Genomic DNA, 20,202 nt, shown 5'->3' with positions numbered 1-20,202 from the left:
TATGCAGTTTCGTGGAGAGTTTGCATCAGGCAGGCGAGCGACCGCGGTATCGATTGCGGTGCTGTCGTTGTTTTCCTGGGCGGGCGCGGCAAACGCGTTCCAGTTCGATACCAATCCCGACTGGGAAATCCACTGGGACAACACGATTGCCTACAACCTCGGCATGCGTGCGCAGGGCATCAACCCGGGCATCGGCAACAACCCGCTGCTGAGCGAATCGGAATACAAGTTCGCGCACGCGGGCGATATCGTCACCAATCGCGTTTCGGACCTGACTGAGTTCGATGCGGTATTCCGCAATGATTTCGGATTCCGCATCAGTGCTTCGCTGTGGAAGGACTTCGCCTATGGCGGCGGCGTCAGGAACAATCCCGGCGAGGCCGCACCGGGCATCCCGTACACGGCGCTCAATTCGTATGCGAACAACCAGTTCAGCAGCTACACGCGGCGCTATTACATGCAGGGTGCCGAACTGCTCGACGCCTTCGTCTTCAAGAATTTCAACCTTGCCGGCCAGCCGGGCTCGATCAAGGTCGGGCGTCTGACGCAGTACTGGGGCAACGCGCTCATCTTTGGTTCGCAGGGCATCAACTACGGCCAAAACGCGTCGGACGGCATCCAGGGCGCGGCCACGCCTGGCACCCAGGCCAAGCAGCTCGCCATTCCGCGCGCCCAGATCCTGTTCGAAACGCAGCTCAATCCGACCATGTCGGTGGCGGCCCAGTACTTCTTCGAATACATGCCGAGCCGCTTCCCGGAAGGCGGCACCTATCTCGGCACGAACGGTTTCGTGTTCAACGGCCCGAACCTGCTCGAAGGCAGCATTCCGCGCGGCAACGACGTCATGCCGAACAATGGCTTTCATAACGATTTCGGCCTGAAGTACACGTGGTCGCCGAACTGGCTTTCCGGCGGCACGATGGGCTTCTACTACCGCAACCTCACCGAAACGAACCCGTGGGTGCTCCTTGGCGTCAATCCCACGACGGGCGCGACCAACTATCACCTGGCCTACGCCTCGAACGTGCACCTGTACGGCTTCAGCCTCGACAAGCAGATCGGCGACTACAGCACGGGGCTCGAAATCTCGTACCGCCAGAATACGGCGCTCAACAGCGGGCTCGGGCCGCTGCCTTCGGATCTGAGCGGGCAGGAAGGCGCGCGCGGCGACACGATCAACATCATCGCCAACGTGGTCGCGGGTCTCACGCGCTCTCCGCTGTGGCAAACCGGCACGGCCATGGCTGAAGTCGCCTTCACGCAGAAGACTGCCACCACGCGCAATGCGGCGCTCTACAACGGCGTTGGCAACACCGCCGAGTGCACGACGGGCAACAAGTGGAGCGGCTGTTCGACGAATAACTCGGTGGGCGTTGCCGTGAGCTTCGATCCGCAGTGGCTGCAGGTGTGGCCGGGCGTCGATCTGGACATGCCGCTTTTCGTCGAATACGGCGTGTGGGGCAATACGCCCAGCACGAACGGCACATTCCAGGGAGAACTGATCTACACAGCGGGCATTCACGCGCTCATTCAGCAGAAGTACAACGTCACGCTGCAATACAACGGCTATCACGCCCACACCAGCGGCGGGATGACCAGTTTCGCCCCCGGCGGCCCGCAGTACTACGCCGGCGGCAACGGTCCTTACTTTTACAACGACAAGGGTTGGATTTCCCTGACCGTGTCGGCTCAGTTCTAAACGGAGACATAGCATGCGCGTTCTTCAAAGCGTTGTGGCGGGCCTCGGGCTCACGCTTGCCTGCGGTGTGGCGACCGCAGCGGTTTCGCAGCAGGAAGCGGACGAGCTCGGCAAATCGCTGACCCCCTGGGGCGCGGAGGTGGCCGGTAACGCCGACAAGACCATTCCGGCCTACACCGGTGGATTGCCGGCCTCGACCGATCCGGCCGGGTGGAAGAAGGGCTCCGGCCGATGGGACGTCGGTCCGTTCGATCAGGAGAAGCCGCTGTTCTCGGTCACGGCGGCGAACTACGAGACCTATTCAAATCGCCTCACGCCGGGCACGGTCGCGATGCTCAAGAAGTATCCGGAGTTTCGCGTCGACGTGTACCCCACGCACCGCAGCGTCGCGTACGACAATTCGTGGCTCTCGCACTGCAAGAGCAACGCCGAAAGCGCCAAGCTCGGCGCGTCGGGCGACGCAGTGCAGGGCGCCTATTCGTGCGTGCCGTTCCCGATCCCGAAGACGGGCACTGAAGTCATGTGGAACGCCGCGCTGCATAACACGTTTGGTGTGAGCTCGGCGCTCTCGCTCTCGTTCTGGCTCGTCGACGCGGACAGCAACGTCACCGATATCGGCCACGTGGCGCTCAACTACGCCTATCCGTACCGCGATCCGGCCAAGGCGCAGGCGACCGACTACTACACCTATGAGCTTGCGCGCTGGCTCGGGCCGTCGTCGCAGGTCGGCACGAAGATCCTCACGGTGTTCCCGATGGACTGGGTCAAGAACCAGCAGCTCTCGTGGGTCTACACACCGGGCACGCGCCGCACGCGGCTCGCGCCGGAGTTCTCGTACGACACGCCGATCGCCGCGAACGGCGGCGCGCTCAACTACGACGAACCGTATGGATTTGCGGGCCAGCTCGATCGCTACAACTTCAAGCTGATCGGCAAGAAGGAAGTCTATGTCCCGTACAACGCGGGCCGCATGATGTTCGCAACGCAGGACAAGATGCTCGCCAAGCGCGTATTCAACCCCGATGTCTCGCGCTGGGAACTGCATCGCATGTGGGTCGTGGACGCCACGCTCAAGGACGGCAAGCGCCATTCGCAGCCGCACCGCACGTTCTACGTGGATGAAGACACCTGGGCGATCACGGCCGTCGACGGGTTCGATCAGAGCAGCAACCTCGTGCGGGTGCAGTACGACCCGATCTTCCCGGTCTGGGATGCGAGCACCTCGGCGCAAGGCGTGCTGATCTACGACCTGAGCAAGGGCACGCTGTACATCAACAGCATGTCGCGCCCGAGCGACTACGTGAAGTCCTCGGACGCGCTCGGCGACATGAACCAGTTCACGCCTTCCGCGCTGACTTCGAGCGGCGTGCGTTAAGCCGCGAACGATGGACCGATGAATCGCGGCAGTGAGCGGAGCAGGCACGATGGGCGACGCGCCCGCTCACCGCCGCGCGCCAGGGCGCTATCCAATGGAATACAGAATGCGTATCGCTTTGATTCATGCACTGGTGAGCATCGCGGCGCTCGGTGCCGCAGTGGCCGCTCCCGCCGCGACGCCCACCGCCTTCAACGACCCGCTCGCCACGCCCGCCGTGGCGGTCTCCGGGCCAGCGCTGTTGCAGCAGCCCGTCATCGCGCTCGCGCGTGTTGGGGTGGGCAAGGAGGTTCGCCTTGTCGGCGCCGGGCTGCGCGGGCTCATCCTGATCTCCGACGACGGCGGTGCCGCATGGCATCAGGCGCGGGTGCCGGTGCAGTCCGATCTCGTCGCGCTCTATTTCACGCCTTCCGGGCAGGGCTGGGCCGTGGGCCATGACGGCGTGATCCTGCACAGCGCCGACCGCGGCGACACGTGGACGACGCAGTTCGACGGCCGTGCCGCGCAGCGCACGCTGCTGCCGTACTATCAGGCGCGCATCGAGAAGGGCGACAAGCAACTCGCGCCGTTTGCCGAGCAGGTGGCGCTCAACACGAAAGACGGCCCCACGCTGCCGTTTCTCGCGGTGTACTTCGAGAACGATCGCGTGGGCTATGCGCTGGGCTCGTTCGGCATGCTCGTGGCGACCGAAGACGGCGGCAAGACATGGCGCCCGTGGCTCGACCACATCGACAATCCGAACTTTCTCAATCTCAACGACATTCGCGAGATCGCCGGCGATCTCTACATCGCGGGCGAGCAGGGCGGCGTATACCGCCTCGATCGCGCCGCGCAGCGCTTCGTCGCGATTTCGCCGCCGTACAAGGGTAGTTTCTTTCGCATTGTCGGCAACGAGCGGCTCCTGCTCGCGGTGGGCCTGAACGGCACCGCGTACCGCAGCGCCGATCGCGGCGCGACCTGGCGTCCCGTCGAAACCGGCGCGAAATCGAGCCTGACGTCGGCGGCGTTTTCGGCGGACGGCAAGACGCTGCTGCTCACGGCCGAAGGCGGCCAGCTGATCTACAGCGTCGACGACGCACAGACGTTTCACGCGCTGCGCGCAGCGCGGCCCATGCTGTTTGCCGATGTCGTGGCCGACGGCGGCAACGACGACTTCGTGCTGGCCGGCTATCAGGGTATTGGCCGCCAGCGCATAACGCGCGACCCGCATGACCCGAAGTGAGGTATTGATGAACGCCCCCGAACAATACAAGGCGGTGCCCGTCGAGCAGGAGATGCCCGAATTCGACACGGGCTCGGGCAACGTGGTCGAGCGACTGATCTTCAACCACCGCCGCCTGATCCTGCTGCTGTGCGCCATCGTGACGCTCGTGCTTGGCGCGCAGGCGCTCAGGACCGAGATCAACGCGAGCTTCGAGCAGATGCTCCCGCAGTCGCAGAGCTATATCCGCAACTACCTCGCGAACCGCCTGTCGCTTGCGAGCCTTGGCAATTCCATTCGCATCGACGTGGAGAACGTCAACGGCGATATCTACGATCCCGCCTATCTGCGCGTGCTCGAACGCGTTCACGACGCGACCTATCTGATGCCGGGCGTGGACCGTCCGTTCATGAAGTCGCTGTGGGCGCCGGGCGTGCGCTGGACCGAGTTCACCGAGCAGGGTTTCAAGGGCGGCCCCGTGATGCCCGACGACTTCGACGGTTCGCCCGCCAAGCGCGAGCGGTTGCGACAGAACGTGCAGCGCGCCGGGCTCGTGGGCAGCCTCGTGTCGAACGACGAGCGCTCCAGCTCCGTGTTCGTGCCGCTCCTCGACAAGGACCCGCAAACGCGCCAGCCGCTCGACTACGCACAGATCGCGCGCTACCTCGACGAGAAGATCCGCGCGAACCAGAGCGCGACAGTGCGCATTCATGTCGTGGGTTTCGCGCAGGTCGTGGGCGACCTCATCAACGGCATGACGCAGGTGATGATGTACTTCGGCGTCGCGGCGCTGATGGTCGGCGTGGTGATCTTCTGGTACACGCGCTGCCTGCGCAGCACGCTGCTCGTTCTCGCCTGCTCGATGATCGCCGTGGTCTGGCAACTGGGGCTCGTGCGCATGCTGGGCTTTGCGATCGATCCGTATTCGGTGCTCGTGCCGTTCCTCGTATTCGCGATCGGCGTGTCGCACGGCGCGCAGAAGATGAACGGCATCATGCGCGACATTGGCGCGGGCACCGACAAGTACGTGGCCGCGCGCCACACGTTCCGGCGTTTGTTCCTCGCCGGTTTCACGGCGCTCGTGGCCGACGCGGTGAGCTTCGCGGTGCTCGTCGTGATCGACATTCCCGTCATTCGCCATCTGGCGTTGACGGCGAGCCTCGGCGTTGCGGTGCTCGTGTTCACGAACCTCGTGCTGTTCCCGGTGCTGCTCTCGTACACGGGGGTGAGCCCGCGCGCCGTGCGCCGCGCGATGCGCGCGAGCGCGGCCGAAGGCTCGCGCGACGGCCTCGCGAAGCTCGCGTACTTCACGCGCCGCCGCTATGCGGCCGCCGCGCTCGTCATTGCGGCCTGCTTCGGCGCGGGCGCCTGGCTCGTGAGCCTGAATCTCAAGATTGGCGACCTCGATGCGGGCGCCCCCGAGTTCCGCGCCGATTCCACCTATAACCGCGACAGCGCGTTCTTCGCGAAGCACTATGGTCTTTCCGGCGACCAGTTCGTGGTGATCGTGAAGACGCCCGCGGGCCTGGGCGGCACCTATGCCGCGCTGATCGAGCAGGACCGCCTCGCGCAGAACCTGCGCGCGCTGCCCTTCGTGCAGAAAGTGTCGACGGCCTCGGAGATGGTGCGCTTCGGCACGGCCGGCAACTTCGAAGGCTCGCCGAAGTGGCTCACGATCAACCGCGACCAGTCGGTGCTCACCCAGGCCGTCAACGCGGTGTCGGACTCCAACCCCGAACTCATCAACAAGGACTGGACCGTCACGCCCGTGATCGCCTACCTCACCGATCACAAGGCGGAAACGCTCGCGCAGATCGTCGATGCCGTCGAGCGCTTCGCGGCCGCGCACGACTCCTCGCAGATCCAGTTCCTGCTCGCGGCGGGCTCGGCGGGCATCGAAGCGGCGACCAACATCACTGTCGAAAAGGCCAATCGCGAGATGCTGCTGCTCGTCTACGCCTCGGTGATCGCGCTGTGCTTCATCACGTTCCGCAACTGGCGCGCCGTGATCGTTGCGATCATCCCGCTTGCGCTCACCTCGATCATGTGCGAGGCGCTCATGGTGGTGCTCGGCATCGGCGTGAAGGTCGCCACGCTGCCCGTGATCGCGCTTGGCGTGGGCATCGGTGTCGACTACGCGCTCTATCTGCTGAGCGTGCAGTTGTCGTGGCAGCGCGCGGGCCTGCCGCTCGAAGAGGCCTACGCGCGCGCCATCGGCTTCACGGGACGCGTGGTCGCGCTCGTGGGCGTCACACTCGCGGCGGGCGTGATCACGTGGGCGTGGTCGCCCATCAAGTTCCAGGCCGACATGGGCATCCTGCTGACTTTCATGTTCCTCTGGAACATGCTCGGCGCGCTGGTCCTGATTCCCGCGCTCTCGCACTTCCTGCTGCGCGCGGTGCCCGCACGCCGTGCGGTCAATCTCGCGCATGTCTGATAAGGAATACGAATGAGTGGAAAACAACATGCCTTGACAGCCGACTATGTGATCGTGGGCGGCGGCAGCGCAGGCTGCGTGGTGGCGAGCCGCCTGAGCGAAGATCCCTCGGTACGCGTGATCCTGATCGAGGCGGGCGGGGAGGCCGATTCGTTTCTCGTGCGCATGCCCGCAGGCATGTCGCGGCTGATCGGCAACGCGCGCTATGACTGGAAATATCCGAGCGAGGACGACCCGTCGATCGCGGGCCGCCGCTTCATCTGGTCGGGCGGCAAGCTGCTCGGCGGCGGCAGCTCGATCAACGGGCAGGTCTACATTCGCGGCTCGCGCGCCGACTTCGATCATTGGGCGGCCATGGGCTGCGCAGGCTGGAGCTTCGACGAATGCCTGCCGTTTTTCCGCCGCGCCGAAGACTACGCGGGCGGCGCGAGCGAGTGTCATGGCAGCGGCGGGCCGCTTGCGGTTTCGCATCAGCGCGATCCGCATCCGCTTTCGCAGGCGTTCCTGAGCGCGTGTGCGGCACAGGGCCTGCCCACGCTCGACGACTATTGCGGCGGCAACCAGTCCGGCGCGTTCATGTCGCTCGCGACGCAGCGCGACGGCTATCGCTGCTCGACGGCGCACGGCTATCTGGCCTCCGCGCGCAGCCGCGCGAACCTGACCGTGCTGACCAACGGCGTGGCCGAGCGTGTGGTGTTCGAGGGCAAGCGAGCGGTCGGCGTCGAGCTTGTGCGCGAGCGCGAGCGTCTGCGCGTCACGGCGCGGCGCGAAGTGATCGTGAGCGCAGGGGCGATGGGCTCGCCTGCGTTGCTGATGCGCTCGGGCGTGGGGCCCGCGGCGCAATTGCGGCGCTTCGGCATTCAGGTCGTGGCCGAGCGCGCCGAGGTGGGCCAGAACCTTCAGGAGCACGTGGCCGTGGGCCTGAACAAGTTCGTCAATGTGCCGACCTACAACAGCCAGATGGCGCCGTGGCAGATCGCGGGGCACTTCGCGAACTATCTGTTGCGCAAGCGCGGCCCGATGGCCACGCCCGCCGTGCAGGCGATGGCCTGCGCGAAAACGCGTCCCGATCTCGACGAACCCGACGTGCAACTGCATTTCCTGCCGCTCAGCTACGACATCACGCCCGACGTGCAATGCGCGGCGCTAGCGGAGATGACGCGCCAGCCGACCGCGATGGTCACCGCCAACGTGTGCCATCCGTTCAGCCGCGGCGCCGTGCGCCTGCAGGGCCCCGGCGCGGACGTGCTGCCGCTCGTCTCGCACCAGTTGCTCGGCGATGCGCGCGACGTGGACACGCTAGTCGGCGCGTGCAAACTCGTCGAGCGCCTGTTCGACGCGCCGCCGCTGCGCCGCTTCGTGCGCGGCGAGCGCACGCCCGCGCCGTTACCCGCCACGGACGCTGGCTGGGCGCAGTTCGTGCGCGAGCATGCGAACGTCTGCTATCACCCGGTCGGCACCTGCCGCATGGGCAGCGACGATGAAGCGGTGCTCGACCCCACGCTCGCCGTGCGCGGCGTGAGCGGCCTGCGCGTGGTGGACGCCTCCGTCATGCCGCGCCTGTTGAGCGCCAACACCAATGCAGCGGCCGTGATGATCGGCGAGCGCGGCAGCGACTTCATTCGCGGCCGCACGCTCGCACGCGCCGCCACCCTGGAGGTTCAATGAACGACCGCTATCCGCACCTGGCGCATTCCTCTCCGCCCGGCATCGCGGCTTCGCTCGAAGCGCGCCTTGCGCACATGCGCGAGGCGTTTCTCACCGCGCAACCCGTCTCGCTCGAAGTACGCCGCGACCGGCTGCGCCGCGCGATTGCGATGACGCTCGCGCACGCGGAGCGCATCGTCGCCGCTTCGCAGCTCGACTTTCCGAACCGCGCGCCGGAACTGGCGCGCCTGAACGAAGTGTTCATGCCGCTCGACGCGCTGCGCCGCGCCGAGCGCTCGGTCGCGCGCTGGATGAAGCCCGAGCGGCGCCGCGCGCCCGCTCCGTTCTCGCTGTTCGGCGCGCGCGCGGCCATCGAGTATCAGCCGCTCGGCGTAGTGGGCGTGATCTCGCCCTGGAATGGCGCGATCACCTTGCTGCTGTTGCCGCTCGCCACGATACTCGCCGCCGGCAACCGCGCGTTCCTGCGTCCGAGCGACCAGACGCCGCATTGCGCCGCCGCTATCGACGCGGCCGTGCGCGAGTATTTCGATCCCGACGAGGTGACGGTCGCACTGGGCGGCGCGGACGTGTCCGCCGAATTCTCGAAGCTGCCGTTCGACCATCTGCTCTTCACGGGGAGCACGCCGGTGGGCCGCGTGGTGGTCGAGGCCGCGGGCCGCAACCTCACGCCCGTCACGCTCGAGCTGGGCGGCAAGTGCCCCGTCTACATCATGCCGGATGCCGATACCGGGGAAGCGGGCAAGCGGCTCGCCTTCGGCAAGCTCATCAACGCGGGGCAGGGCTGCCTGTGCCCCGATACGGTCTATGCCGCGCCCGCCGTGGCCGAGAAGGTGCTGACCGCGATGGATGCCGAAGTGCGCCGCCAGTCGCCGGGCGGCATTGGCTCGCCCGAGGTCTGCGGCGTCTTTGGTGCGCGTCAGTACGAGCGCCTCAAGGCGATCGTCGCCGACGCGCGCGCGCAAGGCGCGCAGATCCGCACGCTCGGCGTGGACATGGGCGCGCATGCGACGCTCGACGAGCCGCACAAGATGGCCCCCGTCGTCATCATCGACCCGCCCGAAACGGCGCGCGCGAGCCGCGAGGAACTGTTCGGGCCCGTCATGGTGCTGCACACGCGCGACGATCTCGACACCGTGCTCGCCCGGCAGCGCCTTCGCGACAAACCGCTCGGCCTCTATGTGTTCTCGCGCAGCGGCGCGAACGTGCGTCACGTGCTCGAACGCAGCTTCTCGGGCGGCGTGACGATCAACGACACGATCATGCATCTGAGCGTGCCCGACCTGCCGTTCGGCGGTGTGGGGCATAGCGGCACGGGCGCCTACGGCTTCGGCATAGAAGGGTTCCGGCGCTTCAGCCACGCGCGCGCCGTGTACCGCCGCGCGGGGCCTTACAGCCTCGTGCGGGCCATGCATCCACCCTTTGGGCGTCTTTACGACTTTGCCGTGCTGCGCGCGTTGCGGCGCCTCTCGCGTCAGTACGCGAAGGTCGCGCCGCGCCATCCGGCCTGATGTGGGCCACGCCCACGTATTGCATCGACAACATGAAGGAGGCGGTCATGCTGCCAGAAAGAAAACAGGACATCGAAGTTAGCGAAGCCATCTCCACGCGGCTCATCCAGCACTTGCGCGACGACACGACCGATCTGGCCGAGAGCGATCTGTTCGTGCCGTCGTCGCACTTCACCTGCCCGCAGCGGCTCGAGCAGGAAATCGCGCTGATGAAAACGCTGCCGCTCGTGGTCGCACATGGCTCCGAGCTGGCGAATCCCGGTGACTTCATCACGCGCGACGTACTTGGCATGTCGCTCCTCATCGTGCGCAAGAGCGACGGCACGGCGCAGGTCTATCTGAACATGTGCCGCCATCGCGGCGGCCGCGTGGAGGCGAGCGAGTCGGGCAACAAGCGTGTGTTCATGTGCCAGTACCACGGCTGGTCGTACGAGCGCGACGGCGGGCAGTTGCGCAATGTTCCCTATGAGGCGTCGTTCGAGACGATCGAGCGCGGCTGCAACAGCCTCATCGCGTACCCGACCCAGGAGCGTCATGGGCTCGTGTTCGCGATGCTCTCGCAAGGGCCCGCCGAGCCGATCGATTCGTATCTCGGGCCGGAAGTCGACGCGCAAATGGCGCCGTGGCGCATGGACGATTCGGTGATCTGCATCGAAAAGACCTACACGCTCGACATCAACTGGAAGCTCGTGATGGACGGCGCGAGCGACATCATCCACCCGCGCTTCCTGCATCCGGGCGGCGTGGGCAATCTGATCGAGTCGAACGTCGGCGTGTTTCGCGACTATGGGCGCCACGGCCAGCACTTCGGCGTGCGTTCCAAGCTCAAGACGCTCGTGAAGTCGAATGCCGAGGTGAGCGGTGGCTCGCGCTACATCGCCTCGAATCTCATCATCTATCCGAACGCGATGATGATCGCGGCGCCCGAGCACATCGAGTTCTGGACCGTGTGGCCCGTGCCCGGCAATCCGGCGCGCTCGACCGTGCATTTGCGCTTTCTCGTGCGCAAGGACATTCTCAGCCCGGAAATCGAGGCGCGCGTGCACAAGAGCTGGGCCGTGCTGGAAAACGCGGCCACGAAGGAAGACTGGCCGATGGAGTTGTGGATTCAGCAGAACGCCGCAGCCTGGCCCGACGGCACGTATCGCTATGGGCGCAGCGAACTCGCCTGCGCGCATCTGCACCGCCAGTTGCGGCGCGATCTTGACGGCGAGTCGGCATAACGCACCACGGAACGAAGGAGGTTCGATGTCTGGATACAACTTTCTCGAGGGCGTGCGCGTTGTCGAGGTCGCGCAACTGGGGCCGTCGAGCCTCGGCGGCTATCTGGCCGACATGGGCGCCGATGTCATCAAGGTCGAGGGACGCGACGGCGACCCGGTGCGGTACAGCGGCACGCCCGCCATCGGCGCGCCCGACGGTCCGGGCCTGCTGCATCTGCGCTGGAATCGCGGTAAACGCAGCCTTGGGCTGAATCTGAAGAGCGAGGAGGGCGCGGCGCTCTTTCGCAAGCTCGTCGCGAAGGCCGACATCGTCATCGAGGGCATGCGCGCCGGCGTGCTCGATCGTCTTGGGCTTGGGTTCGAGGCGCTGCGCGCAGTGAATCCACGCATCGTGTTCTGCTCGATCTCAGGCCTTGGCAGCACAGGGCCTTACTCGACACTCGGTTCGCACGGACCATCGTTCGATGCGTTTGGCGGCCTCACGTCGCTGAATCCTTATGGACTCTCACCCGAGGAGCGCAGGGCGACCGACTGGGCGCCGATCGGCATGCATGCAATGGGCCTGAACGCCGCGCTCGGCACACTCGCCGCGCTCAACCGCGCGCAGCGCACTGGCGAGGGCGCCTACGTCGAAGTCACCGGCGCGGAGTCGGCGGCGCACTGGCTGCCCGACGGCATCAACAGCGTGCTCAACGCGCCCCTGGTTTTCGCGCGCCCAGGATTCCTGAATAGCCGCGAGAAGATGGCGGGCTGGCCCCGTCTGTTCGCCTACGCGACGCGGGACGGCAAAAAGGTCTTTTTTCAGGGGCTTTCTCCGAAATTCTGGACGCGCTTTTGCGACGTGCTCGACCGCCCGGATCTCGCCGCGCTCTATGAGCAAACGCCGGATACCGGCGAGGCCGACGAGCGCGCGCACGTCGAACTGGTCAAACTGTTCGCTTTGCGCGATTTCGACGACTGGATGACGCTCTTCAGGGAGCACGACATTCCGGGCGGACCGGCCAACTCGCCGCAAACGCTGGCGCATGACCCGCATTTCCTCGCGCGGGAGAACATCTACGAAGTTGAGCAGCCGGGTGTCGGCAAGCTGCGGCTCGGCACCACTGCGGTGAAGACGCCGGGGCAAGCGTTCGCGCCCGCTGCCGCGCCTGCGCAATGGCAGCATTCGACGGAAATCCTCGGGGATCTGCTCGGCCTCGACACGCACGAAGTCGAGCGCCTGCGCGCGGCCGAAGCGGTCTACACGAGCGAGCGCTGCGAGCGTTAGTGCCCGGCGCGGCGCGCGCCGCAACATCGTCGAATGCGACGATGACCGGCGCGCGGCGATGCGAGAACATGACGTATCGGCGGTGCCTGTGCGAAAGCGCAAACCTGCGGGAACGCGAAATGGCCGCCGGCACCATGTTCAAACATCGACAGGGAATGAAACATGCCGCTTGCCTTTTCGCGCTCGTGGAGCGATGAGGACATCGAACTATATCGCGACAATGTCGCGCGTTTCGTCGAGCGCGAGGTGCAAGGCGGCGACGAGGAAGCGCGCAAGCGCGGCCATGTAGGCCACGAAATCTGGCGCAAGGCCGGCGCGCTAGGCTTGCTTTGCGCCGACGTGCCCGACACCTACGGCGGTGGCGGCGGCGACTTCCGCCACGAGGCGGTGTTTCTCGAAGAACTCGCTGCGCGCGCGCTCACCGGCATGAATACGGGCGTGCACAGCATCGTCGCGCACTACATCCTCAATCACGGCACGCCCGAGCAGAAGGACCGCTACCTGCCGCGCATGGCGCGCGGCGAGCTGGTCGGCGCGATCGCGATGACCGAGCCCGGCGCGGGCTCCGACCTCCAGGGAGTGCGCACGCGTGCGGTGCGCGACGGCGACGACTATGTGATCGACGGTTCCAAGACCTTCATCACGAACGGCCTGCTCGCGGGCATCGTCCTCGTGGTTGCCAAGACCGACTCGAGCCAGGGGGCACGCGGCATGTCGATCCTGATCGTCGAGACCGATAACTGCGCGGGCTATCGCGTGGGGCGCCTGCTCGACAAGATCGGCATGAAGGCGCAGGACACGGCGGAGCTGTTCTTCGACGGCGTGCGCGTACCGGCTTCCCGGTTGCTGGGCGGTGTGGATGGCCAGGGCTTCTTCCAGATGATGTCCGATCTGCCCTATGAGCGCCTCATCATCGGCGTGAACGCACTGGCGGCGATGGAGGGCGCCTGGCGCGCGACGCTCGACTACGTGCGCGATCGCAAGGCGTTCGGACGTCCCGTTGCGGAGTTCCAGAATACGCGCTTCAAGCTCGCCGAAATGGCAACCGAGATCACCGTGGGCCGCGCCTTCGTCGATCGCTGCGTGGAGCAGCTCGTGCAAGGCAAGCTCGATACCGCTACGGCCTCGATGGCCAAGCTTTGGGCCTCCGAAGCGCAAGGGCGCGTGCTCGACGAATGCCTGCAGCTCTTTGGCGGCTACGGCTACATGAACGAATACATGGTCGCGCGCATGTACACCGATGCGCGTATCCAGCGCATCTTCGGCGGCACCAACGAGATCATGAAGGAAGTCATTTCGCGCGCGTTCTGACGCGGCATCGTTCCAGCCTGGCCGCGCCGCGGCCAGTCTTTACCGCCTGCAAGGCCCACATCGCACATCGTCATGCTCATCGACACGTCACCGCGTTTGCGCGCCACCGCCGAACAAGTGGCCCAGCCCTGGCAGGCGCTCGCGCAGTATCTCGCCCCGCATGGGCACACGCTGGCGCTGCATCCCGCGCCCAGGCAGTTCAGCGGCGGGCTCGCGAATCTCAACTATCTGCTCGACATCGACGGCCGTGGCGCCGTCCTGCGGCGCCCGCCCATGGGTACGCTGCCGCCCGGCGCCTACGACATGGGACGGGAATTCGGCATTCTCCAGCGTCTTTCGACCGGATTCGATCTCGTGCCGCAAGGCATCCACCTTTGCGAGGACGCGACGGTGCTCGGCGCGCCGTTTCAGATCATCGAATACCGGCGCGGCTTCGCGGTGGGCGCGCAGTTGCCGGAGGCGCTGCGCAGTGTCGCGGAGGTCGGCCAGCGGCTCGCCAACGCATTGATCGGCGTGCTCGTGCGGCTTCACCGGATCGATCCGGCCGCCGTCGGGCTCGATACGCTCGGGCGTCCCGAGGGCTTTCTCGCGCGCAGTGTCGCGGGCTGGCGCAAGCGCGCGCATCTCGCCACCCAGGGAATCGAAATTCCGCTCGTCGAGGAACTGGGCGCCTGGCTCGAGCGGCATCTCGTGCCGGATGGTGCGCCCACGCTGCTGCACAACGACCTGAAGCTCGACAACATCCTCTTCGACGGCGCGACGCTCGCGCCCGCGGCCGTGCTCGACTGGGATCAGGGCACGCGCGGCGACGGCCTGTTCGATCTCGCCACGACGCTCAGCTACTGGACCGAGCCCGACGATCCGCCCGCGTTGCACGCGCTGCGCCAGATGCCGACCGCGAACGGCGGCTTTCCGTCGCGCGAGTGGGCCGCGCAGACCTACGCGCGCGCGATGGGCCGCGATCTCTCGGACTTCCGCTTTTACCGCGTGCTCGCCATGTACAAACTCGCCGTGATCTTCTATCAATTGCACGACCGCTACCGGCGCGGGGCGACGAACGACGGGCGCTATGCCGCGTTCGGCACGCTGGCCGACGGCCTGCTCGATGCCGCGCATCTCGTGGCGCATGGGCGGCTCTTTTGACGGCGCAAGCCGCCTGCTCGCAGGCTCGGGACCGCTCGACGCTCGATGCGGTGCGCGAGCGGCGCGACGCGATGAATGTGACGCCCGTGACGCGCCAAACGCTTGCGTATCCGTGCGGCGAGCCGCCCGTCGTGGGCGAGGCGCGTGAGATCGCGGCCGGTGTTCGCTGGATCCGCCTCGCGCTGCCGTTCTCGCCGCAGCACATCAACATCTGGGCGCTGCGCGACGGCGCTGGCTGGGCCGTGATCGACTCGGGCTATCCCGACGACGCGACGCGAGCGGCCTGGACGCATTTACTCGGCCCGCCGGGACCGTTTGCGCCGGGCAAGGTCACGCGGCTGATCGCGACGCACATGCATCAGGACCATATCGGCATGGCGAACTGGCTTGCACGCGAGCACGGCGTCACGCTGTGGATGACGCAAGGCGAGCACGAGGCCTCGCTTGCTGTGGCGCGCGAGTCCCAGGGCGCGGTGCCCGATGCGCATCTGGCCTTCTATCGTCGCGCGGGCTGGAGCGAACGCGCGCTCGCGCAGCACGCAGGAAGGTTTCCGCGGCGCGAAGTCGCGGCGATGCACGCGCTGCCGGCGGGCTACAGGCGGATCGCCGGGGGTGAATTGCTGCGCATCGGCAATCACGAGTGGCGCGTCGTCGTCGGCTCGGGCCATTCGCCGGAGCACGCGTGCCTGCATTGTCCCGAACGTGGACTCTTTATCTCGGGCGATCAGGTGCTGCCGCGCATCTCGTCGAACGTCTCCGTCTGGCCCGACGCGCCCGACGCCGATCCGCTCGGCGACTGGCTCGACTCGCTTGCGCACGTGGCCGCGACGGTCCCCGGCGACGTGCTCGTGCTGCCCGCGCACAACGAGCCGTTTCATGGCTTGCACGCGCGTCTCGACGAACTGCGCGACAAGCGCGAGCGTGCGCTGCGCCGCCTGCGCGCGCGGCTCGCCGAGCCGAGGCGCGCCGTCGATGTATTCGGCGTGCTGTTCGCACGGTCCGTGGAGGACGACGCGGCGCTGTTGCGCATGGCGACGGGCGAGAGCCTCGCCTACCTCAATCATCTGCGCCAGCGTGGCGAAATCGAATGCAGTACGGATGCTCAGGGCGTGGCGTGGTATCGCCGCGTCTGAGAGCGTTCGCCCCTACGTCAAAGGAACCGATGCAATGAGCCAGGACGAACTCCTCTGCGACCGCAGCACCCCCGGCGTCGCGGTGCTGACCCTCAACCGGCCCGAGCGTCTGAACGCGCTGAGCCAGCCGGCGGTACGCCATTTGTGCCGCGTGCTCGACGAGCTCGCCGCCGATCCGGCGCTGCGCGTGGTGGTGCTGACTGGCGCGGGGCGTGGCTTCTGCGCGGGCTGGGACCTCACGAGCCCGCTTACCGCAGCCGACGACAGCCCGCTCCCCGGGCCGCCCGGCGTGACCGACTACTACGCGGGACAGGAAGTGTTCGCGGGCATGGTCCGGCGCGTGCGTGCGCTCGACAAGGTGGTCATCGCGGCCGTGAACGGCGCGGCGGTGGGCGCGGGCTTCGCGCTCAGCCTCGCCGCCGATATTCGTGTGGCGAGCCGCGAGGCGTCGTTCCATGTGGGCGCCGTGCGCATTGGCCTGAGCGCCGGCGAGTGCGGCATCAGCTATCACCTGCCGCGCTTGATCGGCGCGAGCCGCGCGTTCGAGGTCATGCTGAGCGGCCGCCCGATTGGCGCGCAGGAGGCCGAACGCATCGGGCTGGTGAGCGCGGCCGTCGACGTCGACGCCCTGCGGGCGCACGCGCTGGAAATCGCCGCTGGCGTGCTGCGCAACAGTCCGTACGCCACGCAGCACACCAAGCGCGTGATGTGGGCGAACCTCGAGGCGGGCTCGCTCGACGAGGCGCTCGAACTGGAGAACCGCGCCCAGGTGCTCGCGCTCATGACCGAGGACTTTCGCGAGGCGTCGGCGGCCTTTGCCGAAAAGCGCGCGCCTCGCTTCACGGGGCGCTGAAGCGCAGTAGCCGCGCGCAGCCGCCAACGGAATCGTCGTATTCGACGATTGCGCGAAGGGGTGGCCCTTTGCTACGGTCTTGAGCAAATAAAGGTTGCTGCGCGCATTCATCAAAACATCTGAGGAATGGGAAACCCGTTCCCCGCGAGCAACGAGAAACATTGCCCTGGGACCGCGACGCGCTCGCGAGCATCGCCAGGGCCACAGGAGATAGCCGTGTCTGCAACCCTCATCGATACCTTCAAGTGGTGGGCGATCGAGCGCGCCAACGTGCCCGCTATCGTCGTATCTTCCGATAGCGTGACGTATGCCGAGCTGGACCGCTGGGCCGAGGCGCTCGCGGCGTGGCTCGAGCAGCAGGGCCTCCAGCGCGGCGACCGCGTGGCTGTCATCGGGGCCAACAGTCTCGAATGGGCCGTGCTCGCCCAGGGCGTCATGCTGGCCGGCGGCATTCTTGCGCCGGTCAACCCGCGCTTCACGGTGAGCGAAGCCTCGTACATGGTCGCCGAGCGCTACCAGGCGCGCTTCGTTTTTCACGACGCCGAGCGCGCCACGCTCGCGGGCGAGGTCGCGAAGGACGTGCCGGGCGTGACGGTCCACGGGCTCGATGCGGTGCGCGCGCTGCGTGGTGAGGCCGCGAACCCGACGCGCGGCGGCGCACCGCTGCGCGGCATCGGCCCCGACGACGACGTCGTGATCATTTCGACGAGCGGCTCGACGGGGCGGCCCAAGGGCGTCGTCTACACGCATCGCACGCTGTGCGGCTACATGTCCGACACCTGCATGGCGCGGCCGGCCGCGATCGATCGCGCGCGCGTGCTCGTGTTCGCGCCGCTGTGCACGTCGGCGGGCTACGTGCAGCTTACGCAGTACCTCGCCTACGGCGGCACGGTCTACCTCGAAGAAGCCTTCGATCCCAAGGCGGCGATCCAGAAGATCATCCGCGAAAAGATGACCACCGTGATGGGCACGCCGATCTTCTTCGAACGCATGGCGGCCTGCGAAGAATTCAGGGACGCAGACCTCACCAGTGTCCGCTACAGCCTCGTGGGCGGTGCGCCGGTTTCGCGGCAATTGCTGCAAGCGTGGCTCGACAAGGGCGTGGTGCTGCGCCAGCTCTACGGCCAGACCGAGGCGGGCGGCCAGGCGACCTTCAACAGCGACGAAGGCTCGCTCGCCAGCCCCGAGAAATGCGGCCGCGGTTCGCCCTATACGCGCATCGCGATCATCGATGAGCAGGGGCGCTTCTGCCCGCCCGACACGCCGGGCGAAATCGTCATTCGCGGGCCAGGTGTCATGGCGCGCTACTGGAACGATCCGGAGGCGACAGCGAAGGTAGTCGTCGATGGCTGGCTGCGTACAGGGGACCTCGGCAAGGTCGATGCAGAAGGCTCGCTTACGATGCTCGATCGCATCAAGGACATCATCATCTCGGGCGGTCTGAACATCTCGGCGGCCGAGGTCGAGCGCGTGATCGCCGAAGTGCCGGGCGTGCGCGAGGTCGCCGTGATTGCGGCGAGCGACGCGAAGTTCGGCGAGACGCCGCTTGCCATCATCAGCGGCGACGCCTCGCTTCAGGTCGAGCAGGTGATTGCGCATTGCAACGAGCACCTCAGTGGCTTCAAGGTGCCGCGCTACATGGTGATCGGCACCGATCCGCTGCCGCGTCTCGCGACCGGCAAACTCGCCAAGCCCGCGCTGCGCGCTCAATATGCGAACGCGCATCAGACACTGGAACGCGTGCGGTAAACGAAAAAAGCGCCCGCGAAGGGCGCTTATGTCTGAGTCTTGGGCGTTCTTCAAGCGCTCGTCCGGCCGGCACCCGTTCTCGAACGGGCGCCGGCTTTTTGCATGGCGCGTCAGTTCACCGGCCACTCGATCGGCAGGTTCAGGAGCGCGAGCCCAAAGCCCATGCGATACCGGTGCTCGACTTCCGGCAGCAGCGAGAAGCGGGGAATGCGTTTCGTCCACACCTCGGTGAGCACGCGCAGTTCCGCACGCGCGAGGAAGTGCCCGAGGCACAGATGCGCGCCGCTCGAGAACGTCAGGTGTTCGCGCTTCGGACGGTCGATATCGAAGCGGTTCGGGTCCTCGTTCTTGCGCTCGTCGCGACCCGCGATGGGTAGCATGTTGAGCACCATGTCGCCCTTGCGGAACGTCACGCCGAAGCGCTCGCAGTCCTTCGCGACGAGACGCGGCGTGCTGATCACGCCAAAGCAGCGCAGCCCTTCATCGACGAACTTCGGGATCAGCGCCGGATCGGCGGCGAGGCGTGCCTGCAACTGCGGGTCTTGCGCCAGTTGCCGCCACGTGAACGCCGTGACGTTGGCGACCGTGTCCATGCCGCCGAGAAACAGCAGGAAGCACATGTTCTGGATCTCTTCCATGCGCACGGGGCGGCCGTCGATCTCGACCTTCAGAAGGTGGCTGATGAGGTCGTCCGCGGGCTGCTGGCGCTTGAGCTCGATGAACTCCGTCATCAGGCCGATGATGCGCGCGCTCAGCGCGTGCAGTTCGGCGGCGACGTTGGTCTTGAAGAACTCGTCCGAGAGCGCGCGGAATTCGCGCAGGCGCTCGAGCGGCATGCCCATCAATTCCATGAAGATCGAAACCGGAAACACCGAGGCGATGTCGTCCACGAAATCGCAGCGTCCCGTTTCGATCACGTCGTCGATGAGCCGGTTGGCCCAGTACTGGATCTTGGCTTCCATGTCCTTGACCGCTTTGGCCGAGAAATACGGCATCAGCGCCTGGCGATAAGGAATGTTGTGCGGCGGGTCGAGGCTGAGCGGCAGGAAAACGGGCGGCGGGTCGATGCGCGGGATCTGCTGCTCGGCGGACGAGAAGTGTTCCGGGTCGCGAACGATTTCGGCGATGGCATCGTAGCGCGTCACGATCCAGTGACCGCCGTTGTGGCGCGTGTAGAAGATGTCGGGCGCGTCGCGATGCAGCTTTTCGTAGTCGCTGTGAACGTTCGACGAGACGCGCGTGTCGCCAAGGAAGTCGAAGTCGTAAAGCAACGCTGGGGAAACGTGTTCAGGCAATGGCACGAGTTGGGTGGTCACGGTAGAACTCCGGCGTCGAGTCGGGGCGGTGCGCCCGTGTGAGTGCTTGCCGGAAGTGAATGACAGCGGCCCCGGCAAGTGCTGGCTTCAGATTGCGATTGCGAAGCGCATATTAATCTACAAATTTTAGATTTATAAGGTCGGGTAACCCCGCAGATCACGTGTCATCCCTGTCGTAGCTGAGCACGAAGACAATAGTTGGACGGGTTAAACCTATTGACATTAGGTTTAGCTGGGAATAACCTGCCTCCATACCGACGAAGCGGGCGTGGCCAGCGTTGCCAGACCCGCAACACCCATCGCAGGCAAGGAGGATTGC

14 protein-coding genes are annotated in these 20,202 nt (G+C 66.2%); 13 read left to right on the top strand and 1 reads right to left on the bottom strand.

The features are described 5' to 3' along the window. Position 1 precedes the first annotated feature (1 nt). The 13 genes from U5A52_RS33200 to U5A52_RS33140 all read left to right on the top strand — a co-directional run bounded on the left by U5A52_RS33200 (position 2) and on the right by U5A52_RS33140 (position 18,567). The gene (locus tag U5A52_RS33200; protein ID WP_321938182.1) at positions 2–1,699 is read left to right on the top strand and encodes a DUF1302 domain-containing protein; all 1,698 of its coding nucleotides are present in this window, start codon (positions 2–4) and stop codon (positions 1,697–1,699) included. A gap of 13 nt (positions 1,700–1,712) precedes the next feature. Then, positions 1,713–3,074 carry a DUF1329 domain-containing protein gene (locus tag U5A52_RS33195; protein WP_321938181.1) on the top strand — a complete coding sequence of 454 codons (1,362 nt, stop codon included), beginning with the start codon at positions 1,713–1,715 and terminating at the stop codon, positions 3,072–3,074. A gap of 106 nt (positions 3,075–3,180) precedes the next feature. Further along, positions 3,181–4,296 (top strand): glycosyl hydrolase, encoded by a 1,116-nt coding sequence (locus U5A52_RS33190; protein WP_321938179.1) that lies wholly within the window; start codon positions 3,181–3,183, stop codon positions 4,294–4,296. 7 nt (positions 4,297–4,303) lie between these two features. Beyond that, positions 4,304–6,712 carry an efflux RND transporter permease subunit gene (locus U5A52_RS33185; protein WP_321938177.1) on the top strand — a complete coding sequence of 803 codons (2,409 nt, stop codon included), beginning with the start codon at positions 4,304–4,306 and terminating at the stop codon, positions 6,710–6,712. Positions 6,713–6,724: 12 nt separating this feature from the next. Then, positions 6,725–8,380, top strand: a complete 1,656-nt coding sequence (locus U5A52_RS33180) for a GMC family oxidoreductase (protein WP_321938175.1) — start codon at positions 6,725–6,727, stop codon at positions 8,378–8,380. Then, positions 8,377–9,888, top strand: a complete 1,512-nt coding sequence (locus tag U5A52_RS33175) for an aldehyde dehydrogenase family protein (RefSeq protein WP_321938173.1) — start codon at positions 8,377–8,379, stop codon at positions 9,886–9,888. The genes U5A52_RS33180 and U5A52_RS33175 overlap by 4 nt, the downstream gene beginning before the upstream one ends. A gap of 47 nt (positions 9,889–9,935) precedes the next feature. After that, positions 9,936–11,111, top strand: coding sequence for an aromatic ring-hydroxylating oxygenase subunit alpha (locus tag U5A52_RS33170; protein ID WP_321938171.1), 1,176 nt, complete (start codon positions 9,936–9,938; stop codon positions 11,109–11,111). Between the two features lie 25 nt (positions 11,112–11,136). Continuing rightward, on the top strand, positions 11,137–12,378 hold the full coding sequence (locus U5A52_RS33165; protein ID WP_321938169.1) for a CoA transferase: 1,242 nt from the start codon (positions 11,137–11,139) through the stop codon (positions 12,376–12,378). Positions 12,379–12,540: 162 nt separating this feature from the next. Further along, on the top strand, positions 12,541–13,689 hold the full coding sequence (locus U5A52_RS33160; RefSeq protein ID WP_321938168.1) for an acyl-CoA dehydrogenase family protein: 1,149 nt from the start codon (positions 12,541–12,543) through the stop codon (positions 13,687–13,689). A 72-nt stretch (positions 13,690–13,761) separates the two neighbouring features. Further along, complete coding sequence (locus U5A52_RS33155; protein WP_321938166.1) at positions 13,762–14,832, top strand: phosphotransferase family protein; 1,071 nt, start codon at positions 13,762–13,764, stop codon at positions 14,830–14,832. Further along, positions 14,829–15,965 (top strand): MBL fold metallo-hydrolase, encoded by a 1,137-nt coding sequence (locus tag U5A52_RS33150; RefSeq protein WP_321938164.1) that lies wholly within the window; start codon positions 14,829–14,831, stop codon positions 15,963–15,965. Before U5A52_RS33155 ends, U5A52_RS33150 begins: the two co-directional genes overlap by 4 nt. A 34-nt stretch (positions 15,966–15,999) precedes the next feature. After that, a complete protein-coding gene (locus U5A52_RS33145; RefSeq protein WP_321938162.1) occupies positions 16,000–16,818 on the top strand; it encodes an enoyl-CoA hydratase/isomerase family protein in 819 nt (272 codons plus the stop codon). Between the two features lie 216 nt (positions 16,819–17,034). Continuing rightward, positions 17,035–18,567, top strand: a complete 1,533-nt coding sequence (locus U5A52_RS33140) for a class I adenylate-forming enzyme family protein (RefSeq protein WP_321938160.1) — start codon at positions 17,035–17,037, stop codon at positions 18,565–18,567. Between the two features lie 110 nt (positions 18,568–18,677). Here U5A52_RS33140 and U5A52_RS33135 read toward each other — a convergent pair whose 3' ends face one another. Then, positions 18,678–19,883 carry a cytochrome P450 gene (locus U5A52_RS33135; RefSeq protein WP_321938158.1) on the bottom strand — a complete coding sequence of 402 codons (1,206 nt, stop codon included), beginning with the start codon at positions 19,881–19,883 and terminating at the stop codon, positions 18,678–18,680. Positions 19,884–20,202 lie beyond the last annotated feature (319 nt).

It is taken from the genome of Paraburkholderia sp. J8-2, from assembly GCF_905220195.1.
Classification (GTDB): Bacteria; Pseudomonadota; Gammaproteobacteria; order Burkholderiales; family Burkholderiaceae; genus Paraburkholderia.
This window is presented reverse-complemented; position numbering and strand designations above follow the sequence as displayed.

Bases quoted from the DNA above. Each gene is read 5' to 3' on its own strand.
- U5A52_RS33200 (WP_321938182.1), top strand. From the start codon at position 2: ATGCAGTTTCGTGGAGAGTTTGCATCAGGCAGGCGAGCGACCGCGGTA.
- U5A52_RS33195 (WP_321938181.1), top strand. From the start codon at position 1,713: ATGCGCGTTCTTCAAAGCGTTGTGGCGGGCCTCGGGCTCACGCTTGCC.
- U5A52_RS33190 (WP_321938179.1), top strand. From the start codon at position 3,181: ATGCGTATCGCTTTGATTCATGCACTGGTGAGCATCGCGGCGCTCGGT.
- U5A52_RS33185 (WP_321938177.1), top strand. From the start codon at position 4,304: ATGAACGCCCCCGAACAATACAAGGCGGTGCCCGTCGAGCAGGAGATG.
- U5A52_RS33180 (WP_321938175.1), top strand. From the start codon at position 6,725: ATGAGTGGAAAACAACATGCCTTGACAGCCGACTATGTGATCGTGGGC.
- U5A52_RS33175 (WP_321938173.1), top strand. From the start codon at position 8,377: ATGAACGACCGCTATCCGCACCTGGCGCATTCCTCTCCGCCCGGCATC.
- U5A52_RS33170 (WP_321938171.1), top strand. From the start codon at position 9,936: ATGCTGCCAGAAAGAAAACAGGACATCGAAGTTAGCGAAGCCATCTCC.
- U5A52_RS33165 (WP_321938169.1), top strand. From the start codon at position 11,137: ATGTCTGGATACAACTTTCTCGAGGGCGTGCGCGTTGTCGAGGTCGCG.
- U5A52_RS33160 (WP_321938168.1), top strand. From the start codon at position 12,541: ATGCCGCTTGCCTTTTCGCGCTCGTGGAGCGATGAGGACATCGAACTA.
- U5A52_RS33155 (WP_321938166.1), top strand. From the start codon at position 13,762: ATGCTCATCGACACGTCACCGCGTTTGCGCGCCACCGCCGAACAAGTG.
- U5A52_RS33145 (WP_321938162.1), top strand. From the start codon at position 16,000: ATGAGCCAGGACGAACTCCTCTGCGACCGCAGCACCCCCGGCGTCGCG.